Consider the following 25,484-nt stretch of genomic DNA (forward strand, 5'->3'; position numbering starts at 1 on the left):
CATGACACTCCTGCGCCGGTTGAATCCGCTGGTCCACGTGCTGGCCTGCCTGGCCGCCATACCGGTGATCCTGTTCCGCAGCTTTGCCTTCCTGTATTTCGCATCGACGACATCGCGCTGTGCCATCGTCCCGGCGCTCGCGTTGGCCGCCCTGATGCTTGTTTCGCGCTTGCCTGGCCGCATCCGCAGTGTCTGTGCCATTCTCCTGCTTGCCTGGTATGGCTGCAGCGTGTACTTCGATGGCTGGCAAACGGTCATGCACAGGCTGGCGCAGGGCGATAGTGCGCCGTTCGAAGTCACGGAAGCGGTGCTGATCATGGTCCTGGCGTTGCAGTGCATGTTGCCCTTTGCGTATGTGAACATGACTTTTACGGATGACAAATAAATGAAGCTGCCAACTCTCTCGCCAGTTCAACTCCGGCAGGCCTGGCAATGCGCGGCCCGCTGCGACGCCATGCTGACATCGGAAGACTGGCTGCGCGCATACCGGTATGAACCGGACTGGGCCGACGGCGTGGCGATGGCCAGATATGACAATGGCGCCGGCGACCACGTCGTCGGTTTCTTCGGCGCGGATGGCAAAGTCGTGCTCAAGGGCTTTGATCACGAATCGGCGGTCAGCCCCCATGCCCGCGAAGAGTACGGCATCTGGCCCGGACTCTACGATGGCCTGCCGCCAGAGCTGTGGCGCTGGCTGCAGGACGAAGCGGTCGAACACGAGCACGTTACATTCTGCTGCTGGAGCGTGGATGGGCTGTCGTGGCAAACCGGGCATGCCGTCATTCCTGACGACATCGATGATGGCTCATCCTGGCTGCTGGGTATGGTGCAGATGGACGCGGAAGCGTTTATCGAATGGGGAAAAACCTACTACGAAGACAGCTTCGTGCGCATCGGAGAAAGCGGCGTGCGGGCAGAATTCAATAAGCTGGGCTGAAATAAAAAAGAAGCTGGAAGGTGTCAGGGTCAGGTCTGCTATTCGAGCTCAACATATCTGATCCCGTCCCGCTGTTCACCAGCGGCTACTTGACCGTCTTCAGCAGCCTGACGCTGTTCATTATTACTTGGATGGCGAGGGATTTCATGACAGCGCTGATCATCTGGGGTATCTGTGCGTTGGGGTATGCCGCATTGTTCATGGGCATGGTGAAGGTGATTGAGCGGATGACGCGCAAAACTTCCTAGCGGCGCAGTGGGGTGGTCTGCGGAGTGGGTGTTATCGGCAAGAGGCGGTCAGCTGAAAAATTTCATTCCGTCGTAGGGTTGTCGTTTACATGCGGCCAATCGGGACGCGAGCGAGCCGACATGTGCCTCCAATTGGTGGCCGTCAGGGTCGAGGAAATAAAAGGAATTTCCTTCGCTGCTATCTTTCTGCCATACACGCACACCGTGCTCCAGAAGCCTGTTTTTGAATTGCTCGAAGTCTTCAGGGTGGATTGAAAATGCATAGTGGGTATATGTCGTGGCACGCTCCGAGATCGCTTCCCCGGACAGTGACAGGCATAACCAAAGCTCGGCCAGAGACAGGTAAGCTCCAGTAGTCCAGATGGCCTCTGGTTTCAACCCAAGTAAATTTGAGTAAAAATCGAAACTGCGCGACAGGTTGCTGACAGAGATGGTCAGGTGGTTGAAACCAGTGAGCATTGGAAACCCTCCTGTGAACTATATGAAAATTCTATCTTGCCAAGCTGGCAGCTTCAATGAATACTTGTCTCCTTTCGGCCAAATGCGGACCTTCGGCGTTACGTTCGCATCTGACGGCAGCAAGCGGCGGCCAAGTCTGGCGTGCCCAATTAAATGAAAGAGTTTTTCGCGTGATTTCAGCCAGTCCAGCTACTAAATTTGGGCGCGTCGCCATACTTGCGTTGTTGGCTTGTTTTGCCAGCTCAACGATAAGTACGGCTGTCGCAGGAACGTCATCTCAGGAATTAATGGGATGTATGGTCAGCAATATCAGTCCGGCAGAACGCTTCGACACCGCTTTGGTGACTTGGGTAGCCGCTTCTTACCATCCATCGATGCCACCTGAGCTTAGGGTGCCGGAGCAATCCAAGGAACTAATTTACCGCCGTGTGGGGAAATTACTGGATCGGCTGCTACTGGAGGAGTGCACTGAAAAGGCGCGAGCGACCATCCGGAATGAAGGAACTTCAGGCTTGGCTGCGGCGCTACATGCTTTTTGGGCATCCGGAACCGTAGAGCTCAATCAGAGCAAGGAAGCCACTTCTGCGTTCGGGGAAATCTGGAGCTATGCGGACGGGAAGAAAATTTCAGGCGCCCTGCAGGGAAAGTAGCTGCTCGCCAGCCGCGATGATGGCCGATGCCGGCCAAAAGCGGTCCTTCAACTGCAATAGTTCGAAACGCGGTGGAAAATCACTCATGAACGGAGATCCAGTATGAATGAGGAATTAACCCTCCAACGTTTCGAGCGCGTCGTCAACTATGACGATTTCGTTGACTTGGCTCTGGAACTGAGTACAAGTCCACAGCCGGAACTCTTCAATTTTCTTTTTACTCAGTCGATCTCAAGTGGGAGAGGTGCTAGCATAGCTGCTTGCCTATTGGTTGAGATCGACCCCACTGTTTGTTGGCCCACATGTGCTCCAATACCTGCAAGCGCCGCTCTACCGGATAGTGGGTAAACTTCTTCTCCAAACCAGCTTGCCCATGAACGTTATACAAAGAGAGCCAATGTTCAACCATCGAATGATGGATGCCGTACTGGCGGGCGACCGTCTTGGCTCCTGCTTCACCTCGTACACATTGCTGGATAACGTCCAGTTTGAATTGCATACTGTACTTTGCCATAAAAAACCCCGAAAGTTCGTGTCCAACTTTCGGGGAGCAGTTCATCTCTCCGGCCCGCCGTTTTTAGTCTTTTAATCTTCAGGACGAAATAAAAAAAGAAGCCAGTGCCAGCGGCAAAGACTTCTTTTTCCAGCAACCGCAAAAGCCGGCAAACCAGGCTCTTACGGTTGCGTATCAGCTACGCGGATACGTTGACAGGAACGCTCGCTTACGCGAAGTTGCCGGCAACGAATTCCCAGTTGACCAGGCCCCAGAACGTTTCCACGTACTTGGCGCGCAGGTTGCGGTAGTCGATGTAGTAGGCGTGTTCCCATACGTCGCAGGTCAGCAGTGGCTTGTCGCCGGTGGTCAATGGGCAGCCGGCGTTCGAGGTGTTGACGATGTCGACCGAACCGTCGGCTTTTTGCACCAGCCAGGTCCAGCCGGAACCGAAGTTGCCGACGCAGGACTTGGTGAATTCTTCCTTGAATTTGTCGAACGACGACCATTTTGCGTTGATCGCGTCAGCCACGGCACCGGTAGGTGCGCCGCCGCCGGCCGGCTTCATGCCGTTCCAGTAGAACGTGTGGTTCCATACTTGCGCCGCATTGTTGAAGATGCCGCCCGACGATTTCTTGATGATCTCTTCCAGCGACAGGTTCTCGAACTCGGTACCCTTGATCAGGTTGTTCAAGTTGGTGACATACGCCTGGTGGTGCTTGGCATAGTGGTATTCCAGCGTTTCTTTCGAAATGTGCGGCGCCAGGGCGTCCATTGCGTACGGCAGTGGTGGCAGGGTATGTTCCATGTGATGTCCTTTATGGTGGTTGTTCGGGGTATCCGGCCGGAGCCGGACAGTCGAGCCGGTTATTCTTGCTGAACGAACCACTATTGTAAAGCGGATGCGCCTTTGCTGCTGCCGGCGATGTGGTAAACGTGTGTCAGCGCACCCGGCGCGTGGTTTCGCGCACCACCAGTTCGAGCGGCGGAAGGGCCGCCCGCACGGCTTCGCCGTTGATCAGGCCCAGCAGCGACTCGGTGGCGATGCGGCCGATGTCGTACAGCGGCTGGCGGATGGTGGTCAGCGGCGGCGTGGTGTACGACGATCCGGGCAGGTCATCGAAACCGACCAGCGAGATATCGTCGGGCACGCGGATGCCCTTGCGGTACAGGCACAGGCGCACGCCATAGGCGGACAGGTCGTTGGCGGCGAAGACGGCCGTGAATTGCTGCTGCGTGTCGAACAGGTGGTTCACCGCCAGCATGCCGCTCGCTTCGTGGAAATCGCCTTCGGCCATCAGTTTCGGGTCGAGCGCGATATCGGCTTCGCGCAGCGCTCGGGTGTAGCCGGTCAGGCGTTCGGCGGCGTCGCTGTTGTTGGCCGGGCCCGACACAAAGGCGATGCGGCGGTGGCCCAGTTCGATCAGGTGGCGCACCGCCAGCCAGGCGCCGTATTCGTTGTCGAGCTTGAAGCCGATCGCATTGTGCGTGGCGATCTGGCGGCCGGTCGAAACGATCGGGCGCTGCTGGGCAAAATCGAGCACGCTCTGGTCCGAGATGCGGCCCGACAGCAGGATGATGCCGTCGACCTTGCGCGCCAGCAGCAGACGGATGCGGTCCGCTTCTTCCTGCGCATTCCAGTGGCCGCTGACGATCACCGAGGCGTAGCCGGTGCCCTTCAGGCCATCGTCGACGCCGCGCAGGCTCTCGTCGAAGAAGGGGCTCGAGATATCCTGCACCACGATGCCGATCGTCATCGAGCGGCCCTTTTTCAGGCCCTGCGCCATCTGGTTGGGGGCGAACTTCATGTGCGCGATCGCCGCCAGCACCGCGTCGCGCTTGTCGTCCGAGACCCTGGCCGTGCCGTTCAGGATGCGCGAGACGGTGCTGGGCGACACGCCGGCCTGGCGCGCCACGTCGAGCAGGGTGGAGGGGGGGGCGGCGTGATGGGTGTCGTTCAAGGTGATTCCTGGATCAAGGATGCCGGTCTCCAGTGCTCTGAAAACCTTTTCAACGAAAGATTACCATAAACCGGCGGCGGGATTGTGGCCAGCATCTTGAAAACGTTTTCAAAAAAAACCACAGCGCGCATCGGTGCGGTTTTTTCCTGTTTTTCATAGGGAAGCGGGTGCGCTGGCGGCAGCTTGATCGCGCATTTTAAAATAATTGACAACTTTTTCGGTTGACTTCATTTTCTTTGCGGTGTTAAATGGATGCATGTTGTGAAAACGTTTTCAAGATAGAAGACGCTCAATAAACGGAGACGAAATAATGAAGTCAATCACCCTTGGCGTGGCCGTGCTGGCCGCGTCACTGTCGGCCACGTGCGCCATCGCGGCAACGTCGGCGGCTGCTGTCCCTGCACTGGTACCCGCGCTGGCGCCCGCCACCATCACCGTCGCCTCGTTTCCCGACCTGGACCGGGCCGTAAAAACCGCCTTGCCGCTATGGGAAAAACTGTACCCGCAGGTAAAAGTAAAACTGGTCAGCCTGCAGATCGACGACCACCACAATTCGATGACGACGGCGCTGGCGGCCGGCGCGCGCCTGCCCGACGTGATGGCGATCGACTTTCGCTACGTGGGCAGCTTCGCCGAATCGAAAGGCATGGAAGACCTGTTGCAGCCGCCTTACGGGGCAGGCCAGTACCGCGCCCAGTTCGTGCCGTTCACCTTCGTGCAGGCGACCAGTTCGCGCGGCACCCTGGGCGCCATGCCGGCCGACCTGGGACCGGGCACCTTGTTCTACCGCAAGGACCTGATGGACAAGGCCGGCATCAAGGAAGCCGACCTGACGCAGTCGTGGGAGTCGTATATCGCGGCAGGAAAAAAACTCAAGGCCGCCACCGGCACCTACCTGCTGGCCGGCGCCAGCGACCTGGCGGACATCTATATACGCGCCAACCTGAAGGACGGCGAAGGCATCTATTTTGGCGACAAGGGCCAGGTGCTGGTCGACTCGCCCCGCTTCGTCAAGGCGTTCGAACTGGCGAAAGCGGCGCGGGTGGCCGGCATCGACGCGCGCACCGTGGCCTGGACCGGCGAGTGGGCCGAAGGTTTCAAGCGCGACAAGGTGGCCAGCCAGATGATGGGTTCCTGGCTCAGCGGCCACCTGGCCAAGTGGCTGGCGCCCGACTCAAAAGGGCAGTGGCGCGCGGCCAGCCTGCCGGCCGGTGCGCTGGCGTCCTACGGCGGCTCATTCTACGGCATTCCGAAAAAAGCGGCGAACAAGACCCAGGCCTGGGAGTTCATCAAGTTCATGACCGTCAACAAGGATATCCAGCTGCATTCCCTGAAGGAGATCGGCGCGTTTCCGGCCCTGAAGGCGGCCTACCTCGATCCGATGATGGACGAGCCGCAAGCCTACTTCGGCGGCCAAAAGACGCGGCTGCTGGCGCGCGAGACGGCGGCGAAAATTCCCGTGATCCGGGTCGACAAGTTTGACGCCGTGGCACGCGATATCGTCAACATGGAGCTCGAAAGCGTACTGGCGCAGAACAAGGATATCAAGACCGCGCTGGCCGACGCCAAGGCCCTGATCACCCACCGCGCGCGCCGCTAGGGAGCCGCCATGACTGTCCCGACTTCCCCGGCCATGCCGGCGCAGAGCGCGCCGGCGGTGCGGCCGCAGCGCAAACGCTTCAACATGAAAAAGTGGGCACCGTATGTGTTCATCAGCCCCTTCTTCATCCTGTTCGCCGTCTTCAGCCTGTTTCCGCTGCTGTTTTCCATCTACCTGTCGTTCAACCAGTGGGAAGCGGCCAGCGGTGTCGAGGCGATGGAATGGGTGGGGCTGGACAACTACAAATATGCCTTGAGCGATCCGTGGTTCTTGCGCTCGCTGGGCAATACCGTATGGCTGGCGCTGGCCTCGGGCGTGCCGCAGCACCTGGTGGCCATTCCGCTGGCGGCATTCATCCACAACAGTTTCAAGCGCTCGCGCAACCTGGTGATCGGGATTTACTTTTTACCGTTCATTACCTCCAGCGTGGCCATAGCCATGGTGTTCAATACGCTGTTCTCGCGCGACTATGGCCAGATCAATGTGCTGATCCAATGGTGCGCCAGCCTGCCGCTGGTCGGTGGTTTGTTCCCTGCCGAATCGATCGACTGGCTGGGCAGTTCGCTGTTCATCAAGCCGGCCGTCGCCTTCGTGATTTTCTGGCGATATCTTGGCTGGAACCTGGTGCTGTATCTGTCGGCGCTGCAGGTGATCCCCAAGGATCTGTACGAGGCGGCCACCATCGACGGCGCTTCGAAACGCCAGCAGTTCTGGCATATCACCTTGCCGCAGTTGAAGCCCATGATCTACCTGGCCGTGACCCTGACCATCATGGGCAATCTGCAGCTGTTCGAGGAACCGTTCGTGCTGGTGGCCGAGTCCAGCGGCGTGAGCCAGTCGGTAATGACGACCGCCATTTTTGTCTACAAGACGGCGTTTTCCTCGGGCGACTTCGGCACCGCGTCGGCGATTTCCTGGCTGCTGTTTTTGATTATCGCCAGCACTACCTGGGTCAATAACCGCGTCTTCAGCCGCAATGAACGCAAAGAGGCAAACCGATGAGCGCCCGATCCACTACTGCCGCCAGCGCGCGCTGGTCGGCCTATGCCATGGTGGCGATCGGCGCCCTGATCATGGTCGCGCCGTTCTACTTCATGTTCGTGTTCGCCACGCATACCAGCGCCGAGATCTACAGCCTGCCGCCGCCGCGCTGGTTCGGCACGGCGCTGCTGAACAACCTGGAACTGCTGCAGGAGCGGCTGCCGTTCTGGCGCAATATCGGCATCAGCCTGTACGTGGCTTTGATGACGACCGCGCTGACCCTGTTTTTCTGTTCGCTGGGCGGCTATGCGTTTGCCATGTACGAGTTCCGCTTCAAGCGGCCGCTGTTCACGCTGGTGATGGCGTCGATGATCATCCCGTCGTTCATGAACATGATCCCGACCTTCATGCTGATGGATTTCCTGGGATGGCTGGACCAGCCACGCGCCCTGTATGTGCCGGGTGCGGCCGGCGCGCTGGGGATATTTTTGATGCGCCAGTATATCGGCACGGCGATCCCGAAGGACCTGATCGAGGCGGCGCGCATCGACGGCTGCGGCGAGTTCGCCATCTACTGGCGCGTGGTGCTGCCGCTGATCGGGCCGGCCATGGGCACGCTGGGACTGATCACCTTTATCAATTCCTGGAACAACTTCATCACGCCGCTGGTGGTCATGCGCTCGGTCGAGAACTACACGATCCCGCTGGCGCTGCGCAGCATGCAGGCGCCGAACAACACGGAGTGGGGCGCCCTGATGACGGGCGCGGCGATCGCCGTGCTGCCATTGCTGCTGATGTTCTTTGTCGCTTCAAAACGTTTGATCGAAGGACTGACCCAGGGCGCCGTCAAGGGTTGAACCTTTGTTTTATTAACCTTTTTCACCAACATACATGACCATGCATAACGACGATTTGGACACCAACTTCCCGGCCACCTTTACCTGGGGCGTGGCCACCAGCGCCTACCAGATCGAGGGCGCGGCCGCCATCGATGGCCGCGGGCCGTCGATCTGGGACACTTTCAGCCACACCGAAGGCAAGATCACCGACGGCAGCAATGGCGACGTCGCCTGCGACCACTACCACCGCTATGCCGACGACGTGGAACTGATCGCCAACCTGGGCGTGAACGCCTACCGTTTTTCCATGTCCTGGTCGCGCGTGCAGCCCACGGGTTCGGGCGCCTGGAACGAGGCCGGCTTCGATTTTTATGCGCGCCTGCTCGATGCGCTGGCCACCAAAGGGCTGGACGCGCACCTGACCCTGTATCACTGGGACTTGCCGCAAGCCTTGCAGGACGAAGGCGGCTGGCTCGATCGCGCCACCTGCTATCACTTTGCCGCCTACGCCGCCGAAGTGGCGCGCCGCTTCGGCCACCGCGTGGCCAGCATCGCCACCCATAACGAGCCATGGTGCACGGCGGTGCTGGGCCATGGCACGGGCCAGTTCGCGCCCGGCATGGCCGATCCGGCCGCCGCGGTGCAGGTGTCGCACCATCTGCTGCTGTCGCACGGCCTGGCGATGCAGGCGATGCGCGCCGTGACGCCGTCGGCCAAGCTCGGCATCGTGCTCAATCAGTGGACGGCCACGCCGGCCACCGACAGCGCCCGTGACCGCGAGCTGGCCGAACTCGAATATGCGCGCTCGGTGCAGTGGTATATGGATGCCATCTTCAAAGGCCGCTACCCGGCACTGGCCCTGAAACATGCCGACGCTTCAGCTTTGATCATTCTTGAAAACGATTTCAAAGAGATCAAGCAGCCCATCGATTTCCTCGGCGTGAACTATTACACGCGCGCCTTTGTCAGCGGCGAGACGCCGCCGCGCAAGCCCGAATGCAAGCTGGGCGTGAACGACATGGGCTGGGAAACCTATCCGCAGGGGTTGACGGAACTGCTGGTGGGCCTGCACCGCGAATATCCGCTGCCGCCCGTGTATATCACCGAGAACGGCATGGCGGTCGCTGACAGGCTCGATGGCGGCAAGGTCCACGACCAGCCGCGCATCGAGTATGTGCAGCTGCATCTGGACGCCTTGCGCGCCGTGATCGCCCAGGGCATCGACGTGCGCGGCTATTTTTACTGGAGCCTGATGGACAATTTCGAGTGGAATTCGGGCTATGCCAAGCGCTTCGGCATGGTGTATGTCGATTACGCCACCCAGCAGCGCAGCCTGAAGGACAGCGCCCTGTGGTACCGCGACTTTATCGCCGCCCAGCGCGCGCTGCATGCCGATGCGCCGCAGCTGGCGACGGCAGGAGGGCGCTGAGATGGCCGCCATCTCGCTGCGCGGCATCCGCAAGACGTATGGCGACGGCCCGGAAATCGTCAAGGGCCTCGACCTCGATATCCACGACGGCGAATTCATGGTCTTCGTGGGGCCGTCCGGCTGCGGCAAGTCGACCCTGCTGCGCATGATCGCGGGCCTGGAAGACATCAGCGCGGGCCAGCTGCGCATCGGCGACATGCTGGCCAACGACGTGCCGCCGGCCGAACGCGGCATCGCCATGGTGTTCCAGAGCTATGCGCTGTACCCGCACATGACGGCGCGCGAGAACATGGGTTTTGCCCTGAAACTGGCCGGCAAGCCGGACGGCGAAGTGCGCGCCGCCGTCGGCAAGGTGGCGGAGATCCTGCAGATTACGCATCTGCTCGAGCGCAAACCGAAGGCCCTGTCGGGCGGCGAGCGCCAGCGCGTGGCGATCGGCCGCTCCATCGTGCGCCAGCCCAAGGTATTCCTGTTCGACGAACCGCTGTCCAACCTCGATGCGTCTTTGCGCGTGCAGACCCGCATCGAGCTGGCCAAGCTGCACCAGGAACTGGGCACGACGATGATCTATGTCACCCATGACCAGGTCGAGGCGATGACCCTGGGCGACCGGGTGGCCGTATTCCATGGCGGCCACCTGGAGCAGGTGGGTGCGCCCCTGGAACTGTACCGCCAGCCGGCCAGCCAGTTCGTGGCCGGCTTTATCGGCGCGCTGCGCATGAACTTCCTGCCGTGTGCGACCCTGCCGGCCCTTGCTGCGCAGCTGGGAGGCGAGGCTGGAATGCTGGTCGGCATCCGCCCCGAGCATCTGCGCCTGCTTGCACGCGGCGAAGGCTATGGCGCCACCGTCACCCTGATCGAGCAGCTGGGCGACGCCCAGATCGTCCACGCCAGGGTCGAGGGCACCGGGCATGCGCTGGCCATCAAGCTGCATGGCGAGACGCGGCATGCGCTGGCGCCCGGCAGCAGCATCGGCTTTGCGCCGGAAGAGGGTCACGCCTTTCTGTTCGATGCCGGCGGCCGTGCCGTGGCCCGGCACTGAAGCGATGGAGGCGTCATGAATTCAAGCTGAGTAGCGGCTTTGAAAAGAAAGGCAATGGCCGCAGAGCCATGCCATCATTATCCAACCAGTGGCAGGTAGAGGAGACACATCATGAAACAACCAGCACGCAACACCATCGCCAGCAGCCTGGCCCACGTCACATTCGCCCAGCTGATCCTGTTGGGCAGCGGCGCCGCCATGGCGCAGCAGGCCACGCCCGTGGAAGAAGCGGCCAAGGAAGCACCGGCGCCGGCGGCCGGCCAGATGGACCGCATCGTCGTCACGGCCACGCGCCGCAATACCTTTGTGCAGGACACGCCGCTGGCCGTCACGGCCTTCAACCAGGACACCCTGCAAAACAACCAGGTCAAGGACCTGGCCTCGCTGGCGACCATGGTACCGAGCCTGGTGGTCGAGCAGCATGGCGACTCGGGCGGCGTGCACGTCTACATGCGCGGCGTGGGCTCGGCCAACCACACGGAGCTGGGCGACCCGGCCGTGGCCTTTTATGTCGACGGCGTGTATTCGCCGCGGCCGCAAGGCGCCACCGCGCTGATGTATGACCTCTCCCACGTGGAAGTGGCGCGCGGCCCGCAGGGCACCCTGAACGGCCGCAATTCGACCGCCGGCGCCGTCAACCTGGTGTCCGCCGCGCCGAACACCACCAAGTTCATGGGCTCGGCCGGCATCACCGTGGGCGACTATCGCCACCTGCAGACGCAGGGCATGATCAATATCCCGCTGTCCGACGACGTGGCCCTGCGGATCGCCGCCATCAAGGACAGCCACGACGGCACGGTGGACTTTCGCCGCGGCTCGAACGTGATGCCGGGTGCGGCCAAGTATGGCGCCGGCGACCAGATGGGCGCGCGCGCGTCCCTGCTGTGGAAGATCACGCCACACTTGCGCGGCACCTTTATCGCCGACTATTTTCTCGACCAGGGTTCCGGCAATGTCTATTTGGCGGCCGAACCGAAACCGGGCGAAAAGCTGCGCTCGGCCCTGATCGACACTCCGGGCACGCTGGACCAGTCGATCCTGACCTACAAGGGCAAGCTCAATTACAAGCCGACCGATTCGCTGGATTTCACGTACCTGGGCAGCTGGAGCCGCTACAAGCGCCAGAACAGCAACGATGCCGACGCGGGCCTGTTCCCCGGCTTCAAGTCGGAAAACCGCACCGACTGGGCGCAGTTCGACAGTTATTCGCACGAGCTGCAGGCGCGCTCGGACGACGAGGCGCCGTTCCAGTGGGTGGCCGGCGTCTTCCTGTTCAATGAAAAGAACAAGGTGCGCTTCGATATCGACCGCAGCCAGATCTCGCAGGCGGCGGTGCAGCAGGACATCGCCAACGGCGCCGTGATCTTCGTGCAGCCGACCGTCGGCCAGTATGCCTCGTCGATGTCCTTCATCCAGGGCAACCGCCAGCTGAAATCGAAAGCCGTGTTCGGCCAGGTCAGCCAGCAGGTCACGGACCAGATCAAGCTGACGGCCGGCGCGCGCTATACCAAGGACCATAAATTCGATATCGGCGGCCAGAACTGGGCCTGCCCGAACTGGCCGGCCAATACGCCGCTGGGCACCACCGTGCTCACGCCCGACCAGCTGGCGCAACTGGTCAAGCCGGGCACGGGCCTGGCCAATACGCACAATATCGGACCCGGTGGCGCGATCACGGCGGCTTCCTGCGGCAATACGCCGGGCGATAATTCGGCCGACCTGCGCTACGGCCAGGCCACCTGGCTGGGCCGCATCGAGTACAAGCTGCGGCCCGATATCCTGCTGTTCGGTTCCGTGACCACGGGTTTCCACTCGCCGGCCATCGGCGACGGCGGCGCGACCACCAAGCCTGAAAAATTGACCAGTTATGAAATCGGTTTCAAGTCCGATCTGCTGAACCGCCAGCTGACCCTGAACCTCGACGCCTTTTTGATGAAATACAAGGACAAGCTTGAATCGCAGGTGGTCAACAGCGTGCTGGCCAACTTCAATGCGGCCGGCGCCACCGTCAAGGGCCTGGAAGCGGAATGGGTCTGGCGGCCAACGGCGGTCGATCGCCTGACCGGCAACGCCACCTGGCTGAAAGCCGTGTATGACGATTTTCTGTCGTGCGACGTCGACGCGGCGCGCGCCAATGGCCAGGCTTGCGGCAGCACCGCGCCGCTGGTGAACGTGGGCGGCAGCACCATGAAGCACGCGCCGAAGTTCTCCACGACGGTGCAGTACGAGCATGATTTCACGGTCGCCGGCGGCCAGCTGACGCCGCGCGCGTCGGTGCATTATGAAACCATGAGCTATGTGGGCGCGGGGGCGTTCAACGGCGACGTGCCGGGCCACGCCGGCGTCAAGCGCCAGGAAGCCTATACCACCCTGGACCTGAGCCTGCGCTACCAGCCGGCCAACAAGGCCTATACGGTGGAAGCGTTCGTGCAGAACGCCACCGACAAGGCGGTCAAGCTCGACGTCAACGAGATCTGCACGGATGTGGGCATGCCGTGCCAGCCGACGCAGCAGATCTACGGCGCCTTCTACAACGCGCCGCGCACGGTTGGCGCACGGGTATCGATGAAGTTTTAAGCAGCAGCAGGGCAGGAAGGTCCCAGTAGCATGTTTTGGCCGGGTGGCGACACCCGGCCTTTTTTATTCCAGCGTGGTTTGCACGCTGGCGATGCCGACCTCGGCGCTGCCTTCGGCCAGGCGCAGGTGCAGATGCTGGCGCGCCTGCAGTTGCGCCGGCGAACGCACGATATGGCCTTTTTCGTCGCGCACGATGGCGTAGCCGCGCTCCAGGGTGCGCTGCGGGTTCAGCAGTTCCAGCTGGGCCGCCAGCGCGCCCAGCTGGTGGCGGCGCCGCGCCAGCAGCTGCGTCATGGCCGCGCCGCTACGGCGCTGCGATTCGAGCAGGCGGGCGCGCGGCACCGTCACGTCGGGGCGCAGGGCGGCCCAGCGGTGGCGCAAACGGTCCAGCGCATGGATCGACTGATTCAAAGGGGCGCGCGTGGCGTGCGTCATGGCCGTCGACAGGGCCAGCAGTTGCAGGCGCTGCTGCTGCAGCTGCGCCTTAGGGTTGAGCAGGCGGCGGCTGTGGCGGTCCAGGGTTTGCGCCGCGTCGTCCAGGCGGCGGCGCATGGCGCGGCGCAAATCGGTGGCGTCGGCGCGCAGGGAGGCCAGCCAGTCGGCGCGCGGCGTGGCGGCCAGTTCCGCGGCGGCCGTCGGCGTGGCGGCGCGCAGGTCGGCCGCGAAGTCGGCAATCGTGAAATCCGTTTCGTGGCCGACGCCGCTGATCACCGGCATCGAACAATCGGCAATCGCATGGGCGACGCCTTCGTCGTTGAACGACCATAAATCCTCGATGCTGCCGCCGCCACGGCACACCAGCAGCACGTCGCATTCGGCGCGCTGCGAGGCGGTGCGGATGGCTTGGGCGATTTTTTCCGGCGCCTGCTGGCCTTGCACCGGGGTCGGATACAGGATGATCGACACGTGCGGCGCGCGCCGCTGCAAGGCCGTCAGCACGTCGCGCAGCGCCGCCGCCTGCGGGCTGGTGACGATGCCGATGGTGCGCGCGAACATCGGGATGGCGCGCTTGCGCTCGGCGTCGAACAGGCCTTGCGCCGACAGTTTGTCTTTCAGGCGCTGGAACGCTTCGTACAGGGCGCCCACGCCGGCGCGGCGGATCGCCTCCACATTGATCTGGTAGTCGCCGCGCGCGCCGTACAGGGTGACCAGGGCGCGCACTTCGACCTTGTCGCCTTCGCGCGGCGTGAAACCTGCGTACTGGGCGCGGCCGCGGAACATCACGGCGCGCACCTGGGCCGCGTCATCTTTCAGGGTGAAATACCAATGGCCGGAGCTGGCGCGCGTGAAGTTGGAAATCTCGCCGGCGATCCAGGTCAGCGGAAACGAGCGCTCAAGCAGGCGCGCGACGGCCTGGTTCAGGGCTGTCACGGTCAGCACGGGCGGGGCGGCAAAGCCGCTGTCTGGAGCAGTGTCGTTCATCAGGTCGGTCATATCGGGTGTTTCACAGTGGGAAGAAAGGAGAGCTGTCCACATATTATCGGCGAGGTCATGCTTATGTCATATATCAGGCAAAACAACAAGTTTTATTTCCAAGTCATTGATTTGATGGTGGTTTTAACCATGCCTGATTTACGTGCAGCAGGAAAAAGTCCTTATGGATCAAGCACATCAGCAACACGGGCGGCACTTACGCACAAAGTTATCCACAGAAATTGTGCGGAACTATTTGCTGGGGATAAACACTGCCGAGGCATGGCAAAAACACCGCTGCCGTATTTTTTCGCATGTACACAAAAGCATTATAAATCAATGGCTTGCACTGCCATGCCTGGCCTTGCACACAATCTTATCCACAAAAAATGTGCAGAACTTGTGCGCGCTGCCCATTTTATCCACCAGCGCCCGCTGGTTTGTCCCTGCCTGCTTTTTGCGCAATGTAAGAATAGTCTTACAAAACAAGGACATAAAAACAGGGTCGTCGGCTTGCGCACAATCTTATCCACAGAATATGGGGAGAACTGGATAAATCGTTTTCATGCAGATGGCGATTTTTTGCCGTTGCACAGTGGAAATTGACTGCACTATTTTTGAGCAATCATAAAAAATCCTTTAAAATCAATGTACTTGTATGGAGTCAAGACGCTTGCTCACAATCTTATCCACATTTTTTGTGCGGAACTGCCCTGGATGTGGAAAACGGCAGTGCTCTCCCGGTTTCAGGCCCTGAAAACCGTGGTTTTCAGCTGCTGCCTGAATTTTAATCAATGACATAAAAACGATATAAATCAAAGTACTTGGCTTCTAATTTTGTGCTTGCACACAATCTTGTCCACAGATTGTGTGCAGAACTTATGGCTGGTGAATTGTCCTGCGGCACTATGGATTGCCACATTTTTGTGCATGGAAAACTTTTCCTTTGAAATCAATGGCTTGATGGTAATTGCGGGCTTTGCGCACAATCTTGTCCACAGTAAATGTGCAGAACTTTTATTTCATTGCTTGTTTCATATTGACTCCCTGTGAATAGCTGCTATGCCTGTATTTTGCGCAGGATATAAATATTCAATAAAATCAACAGCTTGCATTTGATTGGGCTGGCTTGCACACAATCTTATCCACACAAACGGTGCAAAACCCGAGCAATTGTTCGGCGCCGTGCCGCCCACGCCGCTGGCGGGGATGCGGCGAGCACCACTTGCCGCCGGCGCTCCAACGCGCTACATTGCGCCATTCGTCGTAGGCGTTTCACCTTTTCATTATTCCGGGAGTTCCTTTGCTCGCTATTTTCCAAGCCGCCGGCTGGCCCATCTGGCTGTTGTTGATCGCTTCCATCGTCGCGCTGGCCCTGATCATCGAGCGATTGCTGTACCTGCGCCGTCCGCGCATCCTGCCGCGCAAGCTGTTCGATGAAGTGGTGCAGGTGTATCGCAGCGGCAAGATTACCCCCGACACGATCGCCAAGCTGGAAGCCAATTCGCCGCTGGGCGTGGTGCTGGCCGCCGCGCTGCGCAATGTCGACGCGCCGCGCGAGGTGATGAAGGAATCGATCGAGGAAGCCGGCAGCGGCGTGGCCCACACGCTGGAACGCTTCCTCACCACCCTGGGCACGATTGCCACCCTGGCGCCGCTGATGGGCCTGTTCGGCACGGTAATCGGCATGATCGAGATCTTTGCCTCGCCGGGCGCCACCGCCTCGAACTCGGCGCTGTCGCACGGTATTTCCGTCGCCCTGTATAACACCGCATTCGGTCTGGCGATCGCCATGCCGGCCTTGATCTTCTATCGCCACTTCCGCGCCCTGGTCGACAGCTTTGTCATCGACATGGAGCAGCAAGCGGTCAAGTTCGTCGACCTCGTCCACACTGGCCGCCAATGAACTTTCGTAAAGGCAAGGGGAGGGAAGACCCCGAAATCAATCTGATCCCCTTTATCGACGTGCTGCTGGTGATCCTGATCTTCCTGATGGTCAGCACCACCTACAGCAAGTTCACGGAACTGCAGATCACCTTGCCCACGGCCAACGCCGAGCAGGCCAAGGACAAGCCGCAGCAGATCGACGTCACCATCGACGCCAAGGGCAATTACACGGTCAACCTGCAGCCCGTGTCGTTCCGCGACGTGGCCGGTCTGGCCGACGCGCTGCAGGATGCCGCCAAGGCCGCCAACGGCGGCAAGCCGCCCGCGCAGACGCCGGTGGTGGTGGTGAACGCCGACCAGCTTGCCATGCACCAGATGGTAATCCACGTGATGGAAGCGGCGCGCCTGGCCGGCTATGAAAAGCTGACCTTTGCGGCCCAGGCTGGCGGAACCAAATAACGCAGGTCGGGTTAGCCGGCACGGCGTAACCCGACACCACCGTTGGCTGCACATGTCGGATTACGCTGCGCCTGGCGGCACAGCTAATCCGACCTACACCACTTTCACGCTTTTCTTCATGCCCACATCCTCCCCCCAGCTCGAAACCACACTCACCCGCGCCTGGCTCAAGCGCGGCCCGCTGGCCTGCGCCCTGTGGCCCGTGTCGCTGCTGTTCGGCGCCTTGAGTGCCGTGCGGCGCGGCCTGTACCGCGCCAATCTCCTGAAATCGCAGCGCCTGCCGGTGCCAGTCGTCGTGGTCGGCAATATCTTTATCGGCGGCACCGGCAAGACGCCGCTGACGATCTGGCTGGTGCAGGCCTTGCGCGCGGCCGGCATGCGGCCGGGCGTGATTTCGCGCGGCCATGGCAGCGCCGACCGCACGCCGCGCGCCGTTGGCGCCAGCTCGACGCCGCAGCAGGTGGGCGACGAGCCGCTGCTGATCTTCCAGCGCGGCGGCTGCCCGGTGATGGTGGGCCGCGACCGCGCGCAGGCGGGCCGGGCGCTGCTGGCGGCGCATCCCGAGGTCGATGTGCTGGTCACCGACGACGGCCTGCAGCATTACGCCCTGAAACGCGACGTGGAAATCGTGCTGTTCGACGGCCGTGGCGTGGGCAATGGCTGGCTGCTGCCGGCCGGTCCCTTGCGCGAACCGCCGCGCCGGCGCCGCGACGTGACGGTGATCAACGCGGCCGAGCTGGCGCCGGCACTGGTGGCCAGCGTCGCGCCCGGCAAGGGCCTGGTGGTGCAAATGCGCCTGGCCGGCGGCGTGGCCGAACGGCTGGCCGACCGTCGCGAACAAGTGCCGCTGGAACAGCTGGCGGTGCATGGCCAGCGCATCGTGGCGGCCGCCGGCATCGGCAATCCGCAGCGCTTTTTCAGCATGCTGCGCGGCGCGGGATTGCGCTTCGACGAGCTGCCCTTGCCCGACCATCATGATTTCCTCGACCAGCCCTTTGCCGCGCTCGACACGGATGTGATCTTGATCACCGAGAAGGATGCAGTAAAATGTGCGCAAATTGAATATCTCAAAGATGACCCGAGACTGTGGGTCGTCCCGGTCAGCGCCCACATAGACGGCGCGCTGGCCCAACAAATTGTGGAGAAATGTCGTGGACGCTCGACTGCTTGATATCCTGGTCTGCCCTGTTTGCAAGGGCCCGCTTGAACACGATAAAAAGGCGCAGGAACTGATCTGCCGCCCTGACCGCCTTGCCTATCCGATTCGTGACGGCATCCCCATCATGTGGGCCGACGAAGCGCGCACCCTGCAAGACGCCGTGGAATAAGCGATGTCGTTCATCGTCATCATTCCGGCCCGCCTGGCGTCGACGCGCCTGCCCGACAAGCCGCTGGCCGACCTGGGCGGCAAACCGATGGTGGTGCGCGTGGCCGAGCAGGCGCTGCTGTCGGGCGCCTCGCGCGTGATCGTCGCCACCGACCATGAGGACATCCGCGACGCCTGTGCCGCGCATGGGGTGGAGGCGTGCATGACGCGGGCCGACCATCCGTCGGGCACCGACCGCATCGCCGAAGTGGCGCGCGCGCTGGCGTTGCCGATGGATGCCGTGGTGGTCAATCTGCAGGGCGACGAACCGCTGATCGATCCATCCCTGCTGGCCGCCTGCGCCGCGCGCATCGGCGCCACGGTGCCGATGGCCACCTGCGCCCATCCGCTGCATGACATGGCGGACGCTTTCAACCCGAACGTGGTGAAGGTGGTGCTCGACAGGCACGGCCGCGCGCTGTACTTTTCGCGTGCGACGATCCCATGGCACCGCGACGGCTTTGCGCAGTCGCGTGACAGCGTACCGCCAGGCTACGTGCCGCTGCGCCATATCGGCCTGTACGCCTACAGCAATGCCTTTTTGCAGGAATATCCCACGCTGGAAGCGTCGCCGCTGGAACAGATCGAAGCGCTGGAGCAACTGCGCGTGCTGTGGCACGGCCATGCGATTGCCGTCCATGTGACGGACACTGCGCCGGCGGCCGGGGTCGATACGCCGCAAGACCTGGCGCGGGTGCGGGCGCACTACCAGACTACGTAAGCATTACCCGCAAAACGGTCGGCGCGCAAATATAATTTGTGCGTTTGCGACAAATACCACATTTTCAAACGCCAGCTTTCATAATTGCTGGCTTTGATCAATCGGCCCATGCCAAATCGACACCAAACTGGCGTTCCGGCGATTTTTTGTGGTAAGTTTCGTAGGGAAAGATAGTCAAGACTGCACCATCTAAAAATAATTACACATACCCATCCAAAATCTGTTTTTTAGGAACTTCAATGCGTCTCATACTGTTAGGAGCACCCGGTGCCGGCAAGGGCACCCAAGCTAACTTCATCAAAGAAAAATACAATATTCCGCAAATCTCCACGGGCGACATGCTGCGCGCGGCGATCAAGGCCGGCACCGAACTGGGCCTGGCTGCGAAAAAAGTCATGGATGCGGGCGGCCTGGTGTCGGACGACATCATGATCGGCCTGGTCAAGAACCGCCTGCAGGACGCCGATTGCGCCAATGGCTATCTGTTCGACGGCTTCCCGCGCACCATCGCGCAAGCGGACGCCATGAAAGACGCCGGCATCAATGTCGACTACGTGCTGGAAATCGACGTGCCGGACGAGTCCATCATCGAGCGCATGGATGGCCGCCGCAGCCACCCGGGTTCGGGCCGCGTCTACCACATCAAGTTCAATCCGCCGAAGGTCGACGGCGTCGATGACGTCACCGGCGAAGCGCTGATACAGCGCGACGACGACAAGGCCGAAACGGTGAAAAAACGCCTGGACGTGTACCACAACCAGACCAAGGTCCTGCTCGGCTATTACAACGAGTGGGCGCAGTCCGGCCTGCCGGGCGCACCGAAATACCGCCGCATCGCCGGCGTCGGCCCGGTCGAGCAGATCCGCGACAGCGCATTTGCCGCCCTGGCGGAATAAGGCAGCACAAAAAGCGGACACGAGTGTCCGCTTTTTTCATCTGGCTTCAATGGCTGCCATCCCGTTTCAGCAGTGTTTTTTTGCAGCTCGTGTTTTCCTGGCTGCGGGTCTCGCCCGCAGCTGTAGGCAATAACGTCGTATAAAAACAGAAGGAGACGATATGGCAGCCAGTCTGTGGTTTGCGGTGGCCTGCGGCGTGGTCGCAGTCATTTACGGTTTGCTCTCGCGCAGCTGGATCCTGCGCCAGGACCCGGGCAACGCGCGCATGCAGGAAATCGCGCTGGCCATCCAGCAGGGCGCGGCCGCCTACCTGGCGCGCCAGTACCGCACCATCGCGTTGGTGGGCGTGGTGCTCCTGATCGCCATCTATGCCTTGCTGGGCGTGCACACGGCGCTGGGTTTTTTGATCGGCGCCGTGCTGTCGGGCGCCTGCGGCTTTATCGGCATGAACGTGTCGGTGCGCGCCAATGTGCGCACGGCGCAGGCGGCCACCCTGGGCATCAACCAGGCGCTGAACGTGGCCTTCAAGGGGGGCGCCATCACCGGCATGCTGGTGGTCGGCCTGGGCCTCCTGGGCGTGACCCTGTTCTACTGGCTGCTGGCGTCGACCGGCGCGGCCGGCCTGTCGCAGCATGACCTGATCAAGCCGCTGATCGGCCTGGCCTTCGGCGCCTCGCTCATTTCCATCTTCGCGCGCCTGGGCGGCGGCATCTTTACCAAGGGCGCCGACGTGGGCGCGGACCTGGTCGGCAAGGTCGAGGCGGGCATCCCCGAAGACGACCCGCGCAACCCGGCCGTGATTGCCGATAACGTGGGCGACAATGTGGGCGACTGCGCCGGCATGGCGGCCGACCTGTTCGAAACCTATGTGGTGACCCTGATCGCCACCATGCTGCTCGGCGCCCTGTTGCTTGGGGATGCCTCCAGCACCGCCATCGTCTATCCGCTGCTGCTGGGCGCGGTGTCGATCCTGGCGTCGATCGTCGGCTGCTCGATGGTGAAAACGGCGCCCGGGGAAAAAATCATGTCGGCGCTGTACACGGGCCTGTGGTGGGCGGCCGGCCTGTCGCTGGTGGGCTTTGCGGTGGTCACCTGGCTGCTGTGGCCAAGCGACGCCATGCGCTACAAGATGATGGGCTCCGCCGTGGTCGGCATCGTGCTGACCGGGCTGATGGTGTATATCACCGAATACTACACGGGCACCGATTTCAAGCCGGTGCGCCATATCGCCGAAGCGTCGACCACCGGCCACGGCACCAATATCATCGCCGGCCTGGGTGTGTCGATGAAGTCGACCGCGTATCCGGTGCTGGCCGTCTGCGTGGCCATTCTGGTGTCGTACCAGCTGGGCGGGCTGTATGGCATCGCCATTGCGGCCACGGCCATGCTGTCGATGGCCGGCATTATCGTCGCGCTCGACGCCTACGGCCCCATCACCGACAACGCGGGCGGCATCGCGGAAATGTCGGGCCTGCCCGACTCGGTGCGCGCGATTACCGATCCGCTCGATGCGGTGGGCAATACCACCAAGGCCGTCACCAAGGGCTATGCCATCGGCTCGGCCGGCCTGGCCGCGCTGGTGCTGTTTGCCGACTACACGCATGCGCTCGAATCGGTGGGCCGGCACATCACGTTCGATTTGTCGAATCCGATGGTGATCGTGGGGCTGTTCATCGGCGGGCTGATTCCCTACCTATTCGGCGCGATGGCGATGGAAGCGGTGGGCCGCGCGGCCGGCGCCGTGGTGGTGGAAGTGCGGCGCCAGTTCCGCGACATCAAGGGCATCATGGAAGGCACGGCCAAGCCCGAATACGACAAGGCGGTCGACATGCTGACGGCCTCGGCGATCCGCGAGATGATCGTGCCTTCTTTGCTGCCGGTGGTGGTGCCGGTGGTGGTCGGCATGCTGCTGGGACCGGCGGCGCTCGGTGGCCTGCTGATGGGGACGATTGTGACCGGCCTGTTCGTGGCCATTTCCATGACCACCGGCGGCGGCGCCTGGGACAATGCCAAGAAATATATCGAGGACGGCCATTTCGGCGGCAAGGGGTCGGACGCGCACAAGGCGGCCGTGACGGGCGACACGGTGGGCGACCCCTACAAGGACACGGCCGGCCCTGCCGTCAATCCCCTGATCAAGATCATCAATATCGTGGCGCTGCTGCTGGTGCCGCTGCTGCCGGCCACCGGCTGGCTGGCGGTCAGCGCGCCGGCGCCGGTGACGGCCAGCCAGCCGCCTATCCTGACGCCGGCCACGCCGCCCGCCCTGCCGGCGCAATAAAACAGGCGGATCAGCGGCCCTCGCGCGAATAATACAGCGTGGTGCCGCACTGGCGGCAGATATGGCCGCGCAGGTAGGAATGGTTCATCAGGCGCTCGGTACCCATGTGGCCGCTGCCGCACTTGTGGCATTTCACGCGGCTATCCCTGACGCATTGCGGGTGCTGGCGCTTGTACCAGTCAAAATTCTTGCTGGCCTTTCTGGCGTTGTGCCGGTAGATCAGGAAAAAGACGCCCGCAAAAAGAAGAAACGGTATCCAGCCGTAATAGGTTGGTAAGTCATGAATGGTATTCATATTGTATTTCCAGAAGGGTAAGTAATTCTCAGATGCAATATTATTGTTCCTGCATGAATATTGCAAGCCCAACTGGCGCCAGCCTGCCCGGGTCGGGCAGGCTGCATGGCGCAATGGCGATCAGAAGCGCGAGGTCAGACCCGCGAACAGGCGCCGGCTGGGCACGTAATACTCGACCAGGCCGTCCGCGGCAGGACCTTTCCTGAACAGATTCTCCACACCGCCGCGCATGGTCCAGTTGGGCGTCAGCTTGTATGACACGACCGTGTCGACGATGGTATAGGCCCGGTTCGGCTTGCGCGACGTCGACGCGCGCGTTTGCGCATCGAGTTCCTTGCCCGTGTATTGGGCCGACACTTCGGCGTACAGCTGGTCGTTCACCTGCCAGCCCAGCGCGGAATACAGCGACACTTTCGGCGTTGCCAGCAGGTTGACGCCGGTGGTCAGGTTCTTCGCTTCCGCCATGTAGGTGAGGTTGTTGCGCCAGCTGAGGTTTTTCGTCAATGGCGCCGTCAGCGTGGCTTCGACACCGCTGGTGCGTGCCTTCTGGATATTCGTCATTTTGGTCCACCAGATGCCCTGGAACTTGCCCAGTGGCGCATAGTCGATCTTGTTCTTGAAGTCGGTGTGGAAATACGTCAGCCCGGCATCCCAGCCATTGTGGTCGTACGCCACGCCGATCTCGCCGGCGGTGCTGGTTTCCGGTTTCAGGTCGGCATTGCCGGCCATATAGCAGGTGCCGCTGACATAGCCCAGCGGACGCAGGCTGGTGCAGCCGCGGCCGCCCGAATTGGTGGCGGCCGACGGCGAGTTTTCCTTCAGGCTGGGGGCGCGAAAGCCTTGCGACACGCCGCCCTTGACGGTCCAGGCAGGAAGCGGGTGGTACACCAGGTACAGGCGCGGGCTGTAGTGGTTGCCGAACTTGCTGTGGTGATCGAGCCGCAGGCCGGCCGTGGCCGTCAGGTCGTCACGCAGGAACAGCTGGTCTTCGGCGAACAGCGCCGAGGTGGTGCCCGACAGGGAAGCGCCCGTCACCGGATTGCCCAGGTAGTCCAGCGGAATGGTGCCGATGGTGTCGGTATTGGTCAGTTGCTGGTGCTTCCACTGGCCGCCCATTACCAGCAACTGCTCGACACCCCAGCCCAAGCGTTTCTCCAGGGTGGCGTCGAGCGTGCTGTCCTTCGATTTTGCAACCACGCCGGTGACCTGGTTGTCGTAGTCGTTGTGGTACAGATTGACCCGCGCCTTGCCGAACTCCAGCTTGCCTTCATAGCCGAGGCTGATGCTCTTGCGTATCAGCTTGCTGGCGCCCCAGGCATAGAACAGCGGCTCGCCGTCGGCATCCAGCGCGGGCGAATCGCTCGCCTCCTGGCGGCCGTAACTGGCGTCCAGCGACAGGCTGTGTTGCTTGTTCAGGGCCCAGTTCAGCTGGCCCGTGATGCTCTGGTTGCGCTCGCCACCGATGCCGCCCGCGTTCCTGATGATTTTTTCGTCCGCGTTCTGTTTCGACTGCGCCACGCCCAGGCGCATGCCGATGGTGTCCGACAGCGGGCCGGCCAGGTTCAGGCCCAGCTGGTGCGCCGCGCCGCGGCCGCTGTCCTGCGGTTCGATGTAGTTGGCGGTGGCCGAACCGTTCCATTTGCCCGGCACCTTGCGCGTGATGATATTGATCACGCCGCCCATCGCGTCCGAACCGTACAGCGAGGACATGGGGCCGCGCACCACCTCGATGCGCTCGATCATCTCGGGCGAAATCCAGTTCAGGTCCTGGCGGCCCAGGTCGGGGCGGTAGGCGGTGTCGGCCGAACTGCCCATGCGCTTGCCGTCGACCAGGATCAGGGTGTATTTGTCGGGCAGGCCGCGCAGCTTGATTTTCGACTCTTCGCCGACCGGACTGGTGCCGCCCGTCACGCCGGGGATGCGGCGCAGCAGGGTGTTCAGGTCGATCACCGGCTGGCGTTCGATTTCCTCGCGCGTGATGACGCTGATGCTGGCCGGCGCATCCTTGATATCGATGGCCGTGCCCGAGGCGGTGACCACCACTGTGGCCAAGGTGGGCTCCAGGGCGGCGGGTGCGCCTTCGGCCCAGGCGCTGCCGACGGCCAGCGACAGCAGGCAGGGCAGCAGGGTGAGAGCAGGTGCGGAAGAACGTGCGGAAGGCAAAACGGTACTGCGCTTGAGCATATGCAAACTTTCCAGGAGGGGGTTATTCCTGGCTGCCTGCGGGTGGCTCGGAGATCGAGGGACGAGATATTGCCGCATTCTATGAATGCGAATAAGAATCGTTCACATTGTAATGCCGTCCTGGCAAGAAAGAAAGTGCATGTAAAAAATAAAAAACGACGTTGCAGATTTTATCCTGCTGCGATTTCGTACGGCAGCAGCCAGGCCCGCGCCGGCAAACGTAAAAAAGCGTTACCTTGGCTGGTATCTGCCGCCATCCAGGCCAATAATGCAGGCATGCGCGCTTGCGGGAGTACCGTATGAAATCCTCGCTATTACTGTTGTTGTTCGCCGATAGCGCCGCCTGGGCCGGCGGCCAGCAGGCGGCCCAGGCGCCAGCTGAACCGCTGCCCGTCTGCCGTCTCGATCCGCAAGACAACACGAAACTCGCCGTCGAGCCCTGCGCCACCGCGCCGCCGGTAGCGGCGCGGCGCGCCGTGCCGCAGGTGATCGGCCGCATGCCGGCCACCCGGATGCCGCCGCCCGTGATCCATGCTCAAACCGTGCCGCCAGCCACGCACGCGCCGGTGCCCAGCATGCCGCTGCCAGTCAATTCCTGCGACAGCGGCGGCTGCCGCGATGCCTCGGGCATGCGCCACGACGGCGGCGTCGGCAACGCCACCCTCGATGCGAATGGCCGCATCTGCCATCGCAACGGCGCTTTCCTGCAGTGTTTTTAAAGGAGGTTCAAGTACGACGCCGGGCAATTTTATTGTTTGTTTGTGTA

At 61.7% G+C, this 25,484-nt stretch carries 26 protein-coding genes; 19 read left to right on the forward strand and 7 right to left on the reverse strand.

Translation table 11 applies throughout. The features are described from left to right. Position 1: 1 nt before the first annotated feature. The 3 genes from ACP7B7_RS08960 to ACP7B7_RS08970 all read left to right on the forward strand — a co-directional run bounded on the left by ACP7B7_RS08960 (position 2) and on the right by ACP7B7_RS08970 (position 1,185). Positions 2 to 385, forward strand: a complete 384-nt coding sequence (locus ACP7B7_RS08960; RefSeq protein WP_426076441.1) for a hypothetical protein — start codon at positions 2 to 4, stop codon at positions 383 to 385. Then, the gene (locus ACP7B7_RS08965) at positions 386 to 937 is read left to right on the forward strand and encodes a hypothetical protein (RefSeq protein ID WP_426076442.1); all 552 of its coding nucleotides are present in this window, start codon (positions 386 to 388) and stop codon (positions 935 to 937) included. Between the two features lie 89 nt (positions 938 to 1,026). Further along, positions 1,027 to 1,185, forward strand: a complete 159-nt coding sequence (locus tag ACP7B7_RS08970; RefSeq protein ID WP_426076443.1) for a hypothetical protein — start codon at positions 1,027 to 1,029, stop codon at positions 1,183 to 1,185. Between the two features lie 48 nt (positions 1,186 to 1,233). Here the strand turns inward: ACP7B7_RS08970 and ACP7B7_RS08975 are convergent, their stop codons facing one another. Continuing rightward, positions 1,234 to 1,644 carry a VOC family protein gene (locus tag ACP7B7_RS08975; protein WP_426076444.1) on the reverse strand — a complete coding sequence of 137 codons (411 nt, stop codon included), beginning with the start codon at positions 1,642 to 1,644 and terminating at the stop codon, positions 1,234 to 1,236. 56 nt (positions 1,645 to 1,700) lie between these two features. Between ACP7B7_RS08975 and ACP7B7_RS08980 the strand changes: the two genes are divergently transcribed. Then, positions 1,701 to 2,294, forward strand: a complete 594-nt coding sequence (locus tag ACP7B7_RS08980; protein WP_426076445.1) for a hypothetical protein — start codon at positions 1,701 to 1,703, stop codon at positions 2,292 to 2,294. A 247-nt stretch (positions 2,295 to 2,541) separates the two neighbouring features. On the opposite strand, the gene ACP7B7_RS08985 is transcribed toward ACP7B7_RS08980, so the two are convergent. From ACP7B7_RS08985 to ACP7B7_RS08995, 3 genes are all read right to left on the reverse strand, one after another. Continuing rightward, entirely contained in the window at positions 2,542 to 2,793 is a 252-nt protein-coding gene (locus ACP7B7_RS08985; RefSeq protein WP_426076446.1) for a transposase, read from the reverse strand. Positions 2,794 to 3,016: 223 nt separating this feature from the next. Further along, positions 3,017 to 3,595: a superoxide dismutase [Fe] gene (gene sodB, locus ACP7B7_RS08990; protein ID WP_065306773.1), complete on the reverse strand. Its 579-nt coding sequence runs from the start codon at positions 3,593 to 3,595 to the stop codon at positions 3,017 to 3,019. A gap of 133 nt (positions 3,596 to 3,728) precedes the next feature. Further along, positions 3,729 to 4,748, reverse strand: a complete 1,020-nt coding sequence (locus tag ACP7B7_RS08995; protein WP_426076447.1) for a LacI family DNA-binding transcriptional regulator — start codon at positions 4,746 to 4,748, stop codon at positions 3,729 to 3,731. A 310-nt stretch (positions 4,749 to 5,058) separates the two neighbouring features. On the opposite strand from ACP7B7_RS08995, the gene ACP7B7_RS09000 reads away from it, so the two are divergent. From ACP7B7_RS09000 to ACP7B7_RS09025, 6 genes are all read left to right on the forward strand, one after another. Then, complete coding sequence (locus tag ACP7B7_RS09000) at positions 5,059 to 6,348, forward strand: extracellular solute-binding protein (RefSeq protein WP_426076448.1); 1,290 nt, start codon at positions 5,059 to 5,061, stop codon at positions 6,346 to 6,348. A 9-nt stretch (positions 6,349 to 6,357) separates the two neighbouring features. After that, positions 6,358 to 7,350: a carbohydrate ABC transporter permease gene (locus ACP7B7_RS09005; RefSeq protein WP_426076449.1), complete on the forward strand. Its 993-nt coding sequence runs from the start codon at positions 6,358 to 6,360 to the stop codon at positions 7,348 to 7,350. After that, positions 7,347 to 8,186, forward strand: a complete 840-nt coding sequence (locus tag ACP7B7_RS09010; RefSeq protein ID WP_426076450.1) for a carbohydrate ABC transporter permease — start codon at positions 7,347 to 7,349, stop codon at positions 8,184 to 8,186. Before ACP7B7_RS09005 ends, ACP7B7_RS09010 begins: the two co-directional genes overlap by 4 nt. 34 nt (positions 8,187 to 8,220) lie before the next feature. Next, positions 8,221 to 9,597: a GH1 family beta-glucosidase gene (locus ACP7B7_RS09015; RefSeq protein WP_426076451.1), complete on the forward strand. Its 1,377-nt coding sequence runs from the start codon at positions 8,221 to 8,223 to the stop codon at positions 9,595 to 9,597. 1 nt (position 9,598) lies between these two features. Continuing rightward, the gene (locus ACP7B7_RS09020) at positions 9,599 to 10,639 is read left to right on the forward strand and encodes an ABC transporter ATP-binding protein (protein ID WP_308922530.1); all 1,041 of its coding nucleotides are present in this window, start codon (positions 9,599 to 9,601) and stop codon (positions 10,637 to 10,639) included. Positions 10,640 to 10,750: 111 nt separating this feature from the next. Next, positions 10,751 to 13,216, forward strand: coding sequence for a TonB-dependent receptor (locus tag ACP7B7_RS09025; protein ID WP_426076452.1), 2,466 nt, complete (start codon positions 10,751 to 10,753; stop codon positions 13,214 to 13,216). 63 nt (positions 13,217 to 13,279) lie between these two features. Here ACP7B7_RS09025 and xseA read toward each other — a convergent pair whose 3' ends face one another. Beyond that, positions 13,280 to 14,638, reverse strand: coding sequence for an exodeoxyribonuclease VII large subunit (gene xseA, locus ACP7B7_RS09030; RefSeq protein WP_426076453.1), 1,359 nt, complete (start codon positions 14,636 to 14,638; stop codon positions 13,280 to 13,282). A gap of 69 nt (positions 14,639 to 14,707) precedes the next feature. Here xseA and ACP7B7_RS09035 point away from each other — a divergent pair, with 69 nt between their 5' ends. The 8 genes from ACP7B7_RS09035 (at position 14,708) to ACP7B7_RS09070 (ending at position 22,239) form a co-directional block, all read left to right on the forward strand. After that, positions 14,708 to 15,235, forward strand: a complete 528-nt coding sequence (locus ACP7B7_RS09035) for a hypothetical protein (protein WP_426076454.1) — start codon at positions 14,708 to 14,710, stop codon at positions 15,233 to 15,235. A gap of 697 nt (positions 15,236 to 15,932) precedes the next feature. Further along, complete coding sequence (locus ACP7B7_RS09040) at positions 15,933 to 16,535, forward strand: MotA/TolQ/ExbB proton channel family protein (protein ID WP_426076455.1); 603 nt, start codon at positions 15,933 to 15,935, stop codon at positions 16,533 to 16,535. Next, positions 16,532 to 16,975 carry an ExbD/TolR family protein gene (locus ACP7B7_RS09045; protein WP_308922525.1) on the forward strand — a complete coding sequence of 148 codons (444 nt, stop codon included), beginning with the start codon at positions 16,532 to 16,534 and terminating at the stop codon, positions 16,973 to 16,975. Before ACP7B7_RS09040 ends, ACP7B7_RS09045 begins: the two co-directional genes overlap by 4 nt. Positions 16,976 to 17,093: 118 nt before the next feature. Next, positions 17,094 to 18,146, forward strand: a complete 1,053-nt coding sequence (gene lpxK, locus ACP7B7_RS09050; protein ID WP_426076456.1) for a tetraacyldisaccharide 4'-kinase — start codon at positions 17,094 to 17,096, stop codon at positions 18,144 to 18,146. Beyond that, positions 18,127 to 18,303: a Trm112 family protein gene (locus ACP7B7_RS09055; protein ID WP_082988760.1), complete on the forward strand. Its 177-nt coding sequence runs from the start codon at positions 18,127 to 18,129 to the stop codon at positions 18,301 to 18,303. Before lpxK ends, ACP7B7_RS09055 begins: the two co-directional genes overlap by 20 nt. Before the next feature lie 3 nt (positions 18,304 to 18,306). Continuing rightward, a complete protein-coding gene (gene kdsB, locus ACP7B7_RS09060) occupies positions 18,307 to 19,062 on the forward strand; it encodes a 3-deoxy-manno-octulosonate cytidylyltransferase (protein WP_426076457.1) in 756 nt (251 codons plus the stop codon). Positions 19,063 to 19,301: 239 nt separating this feature from the next. Then, on the forward strand, positions 19,302 to 19,958 hold the full coding sequence (adk, locus tag ACP7B7_RS09065) for an adenylate kinase (protein WP_308922522.1): 657 nt from the start codon (positions 19,302 to 19,304) through the stop codon (positions 19,956 to 19,958). Positions 19,959 to 20,118: 160 nt separating this feature from the next. Next, a complete protein-coding gene (locus ACP7B7_RS09070) occupies positions 20,119 to 22,239 on the forward strand; it encodes a sodium-translocating pyrophosphatase (protein WP_426076458.1) in 2,121 nt (706 codons plus the stop codon). 10 nt (positions 22,240 to 22,249) lie between these two features. On the opposite strand, the gene ACP7B7_RS09075 is transcribed toward ACP7B7_RS09070, so the two are convergent. Together ACP7B7_RS09075 and ACP7B7_RS09080 are read right to left on the reverse strand one after the other, a co-directional pair. Beyond that, entirely contained in the window at positions 22,250 to 22,534 is a 285-nt protein-coding gene (locus ACP7B7_RS09075; RefSeq protein ID WP_426076459.1) for a hypothetical protein, read from the reverse strand. 120 nt (positions 22,535 to 22,654) lie between these two features. Then, on the reverse strand, positions 22,655 to 24,718 hold the full coding sequence (locus ACP7B7_RS09080; protein WP_426076460.1) for a TonB-dependent receptor domain-containing protein: 2,064 nt from the start codon (positions 24,716 to 24,718) through the stop codon (positions 22,655 to 22,657). Between the two features lie 299 nt (positions 24,719 to 25,017). On the opposite strand from ACP7B7_RS09080, the gene ACP7B7_RS09085 reads away from it, so the two are divergent. Continuing rightward, positions 25,018 to 25,437: a hypothetical protein gene (locus ACP7B7_RS09085; RefSeq protein WP_426076461.1), complete on the forward strand. Its 420-nt coding sequence runs from the start codon at positions 25,018 to 25,020 to the stop codon at positions 25,435 to 25,437. Positions 25,438 to 25,484 lie beyond the last annotated feature (47 nt).

Source organism: Janthinobacterium sp. PSPC3-1 (assembly GCF_049896105.1).
Classification (GTDB): domain Bacteria; phylum Pseudomonadota; class Gammaproteobacteria; order Burkholderiales; family Burkholderiaceae_D; genus Janthinobacterium.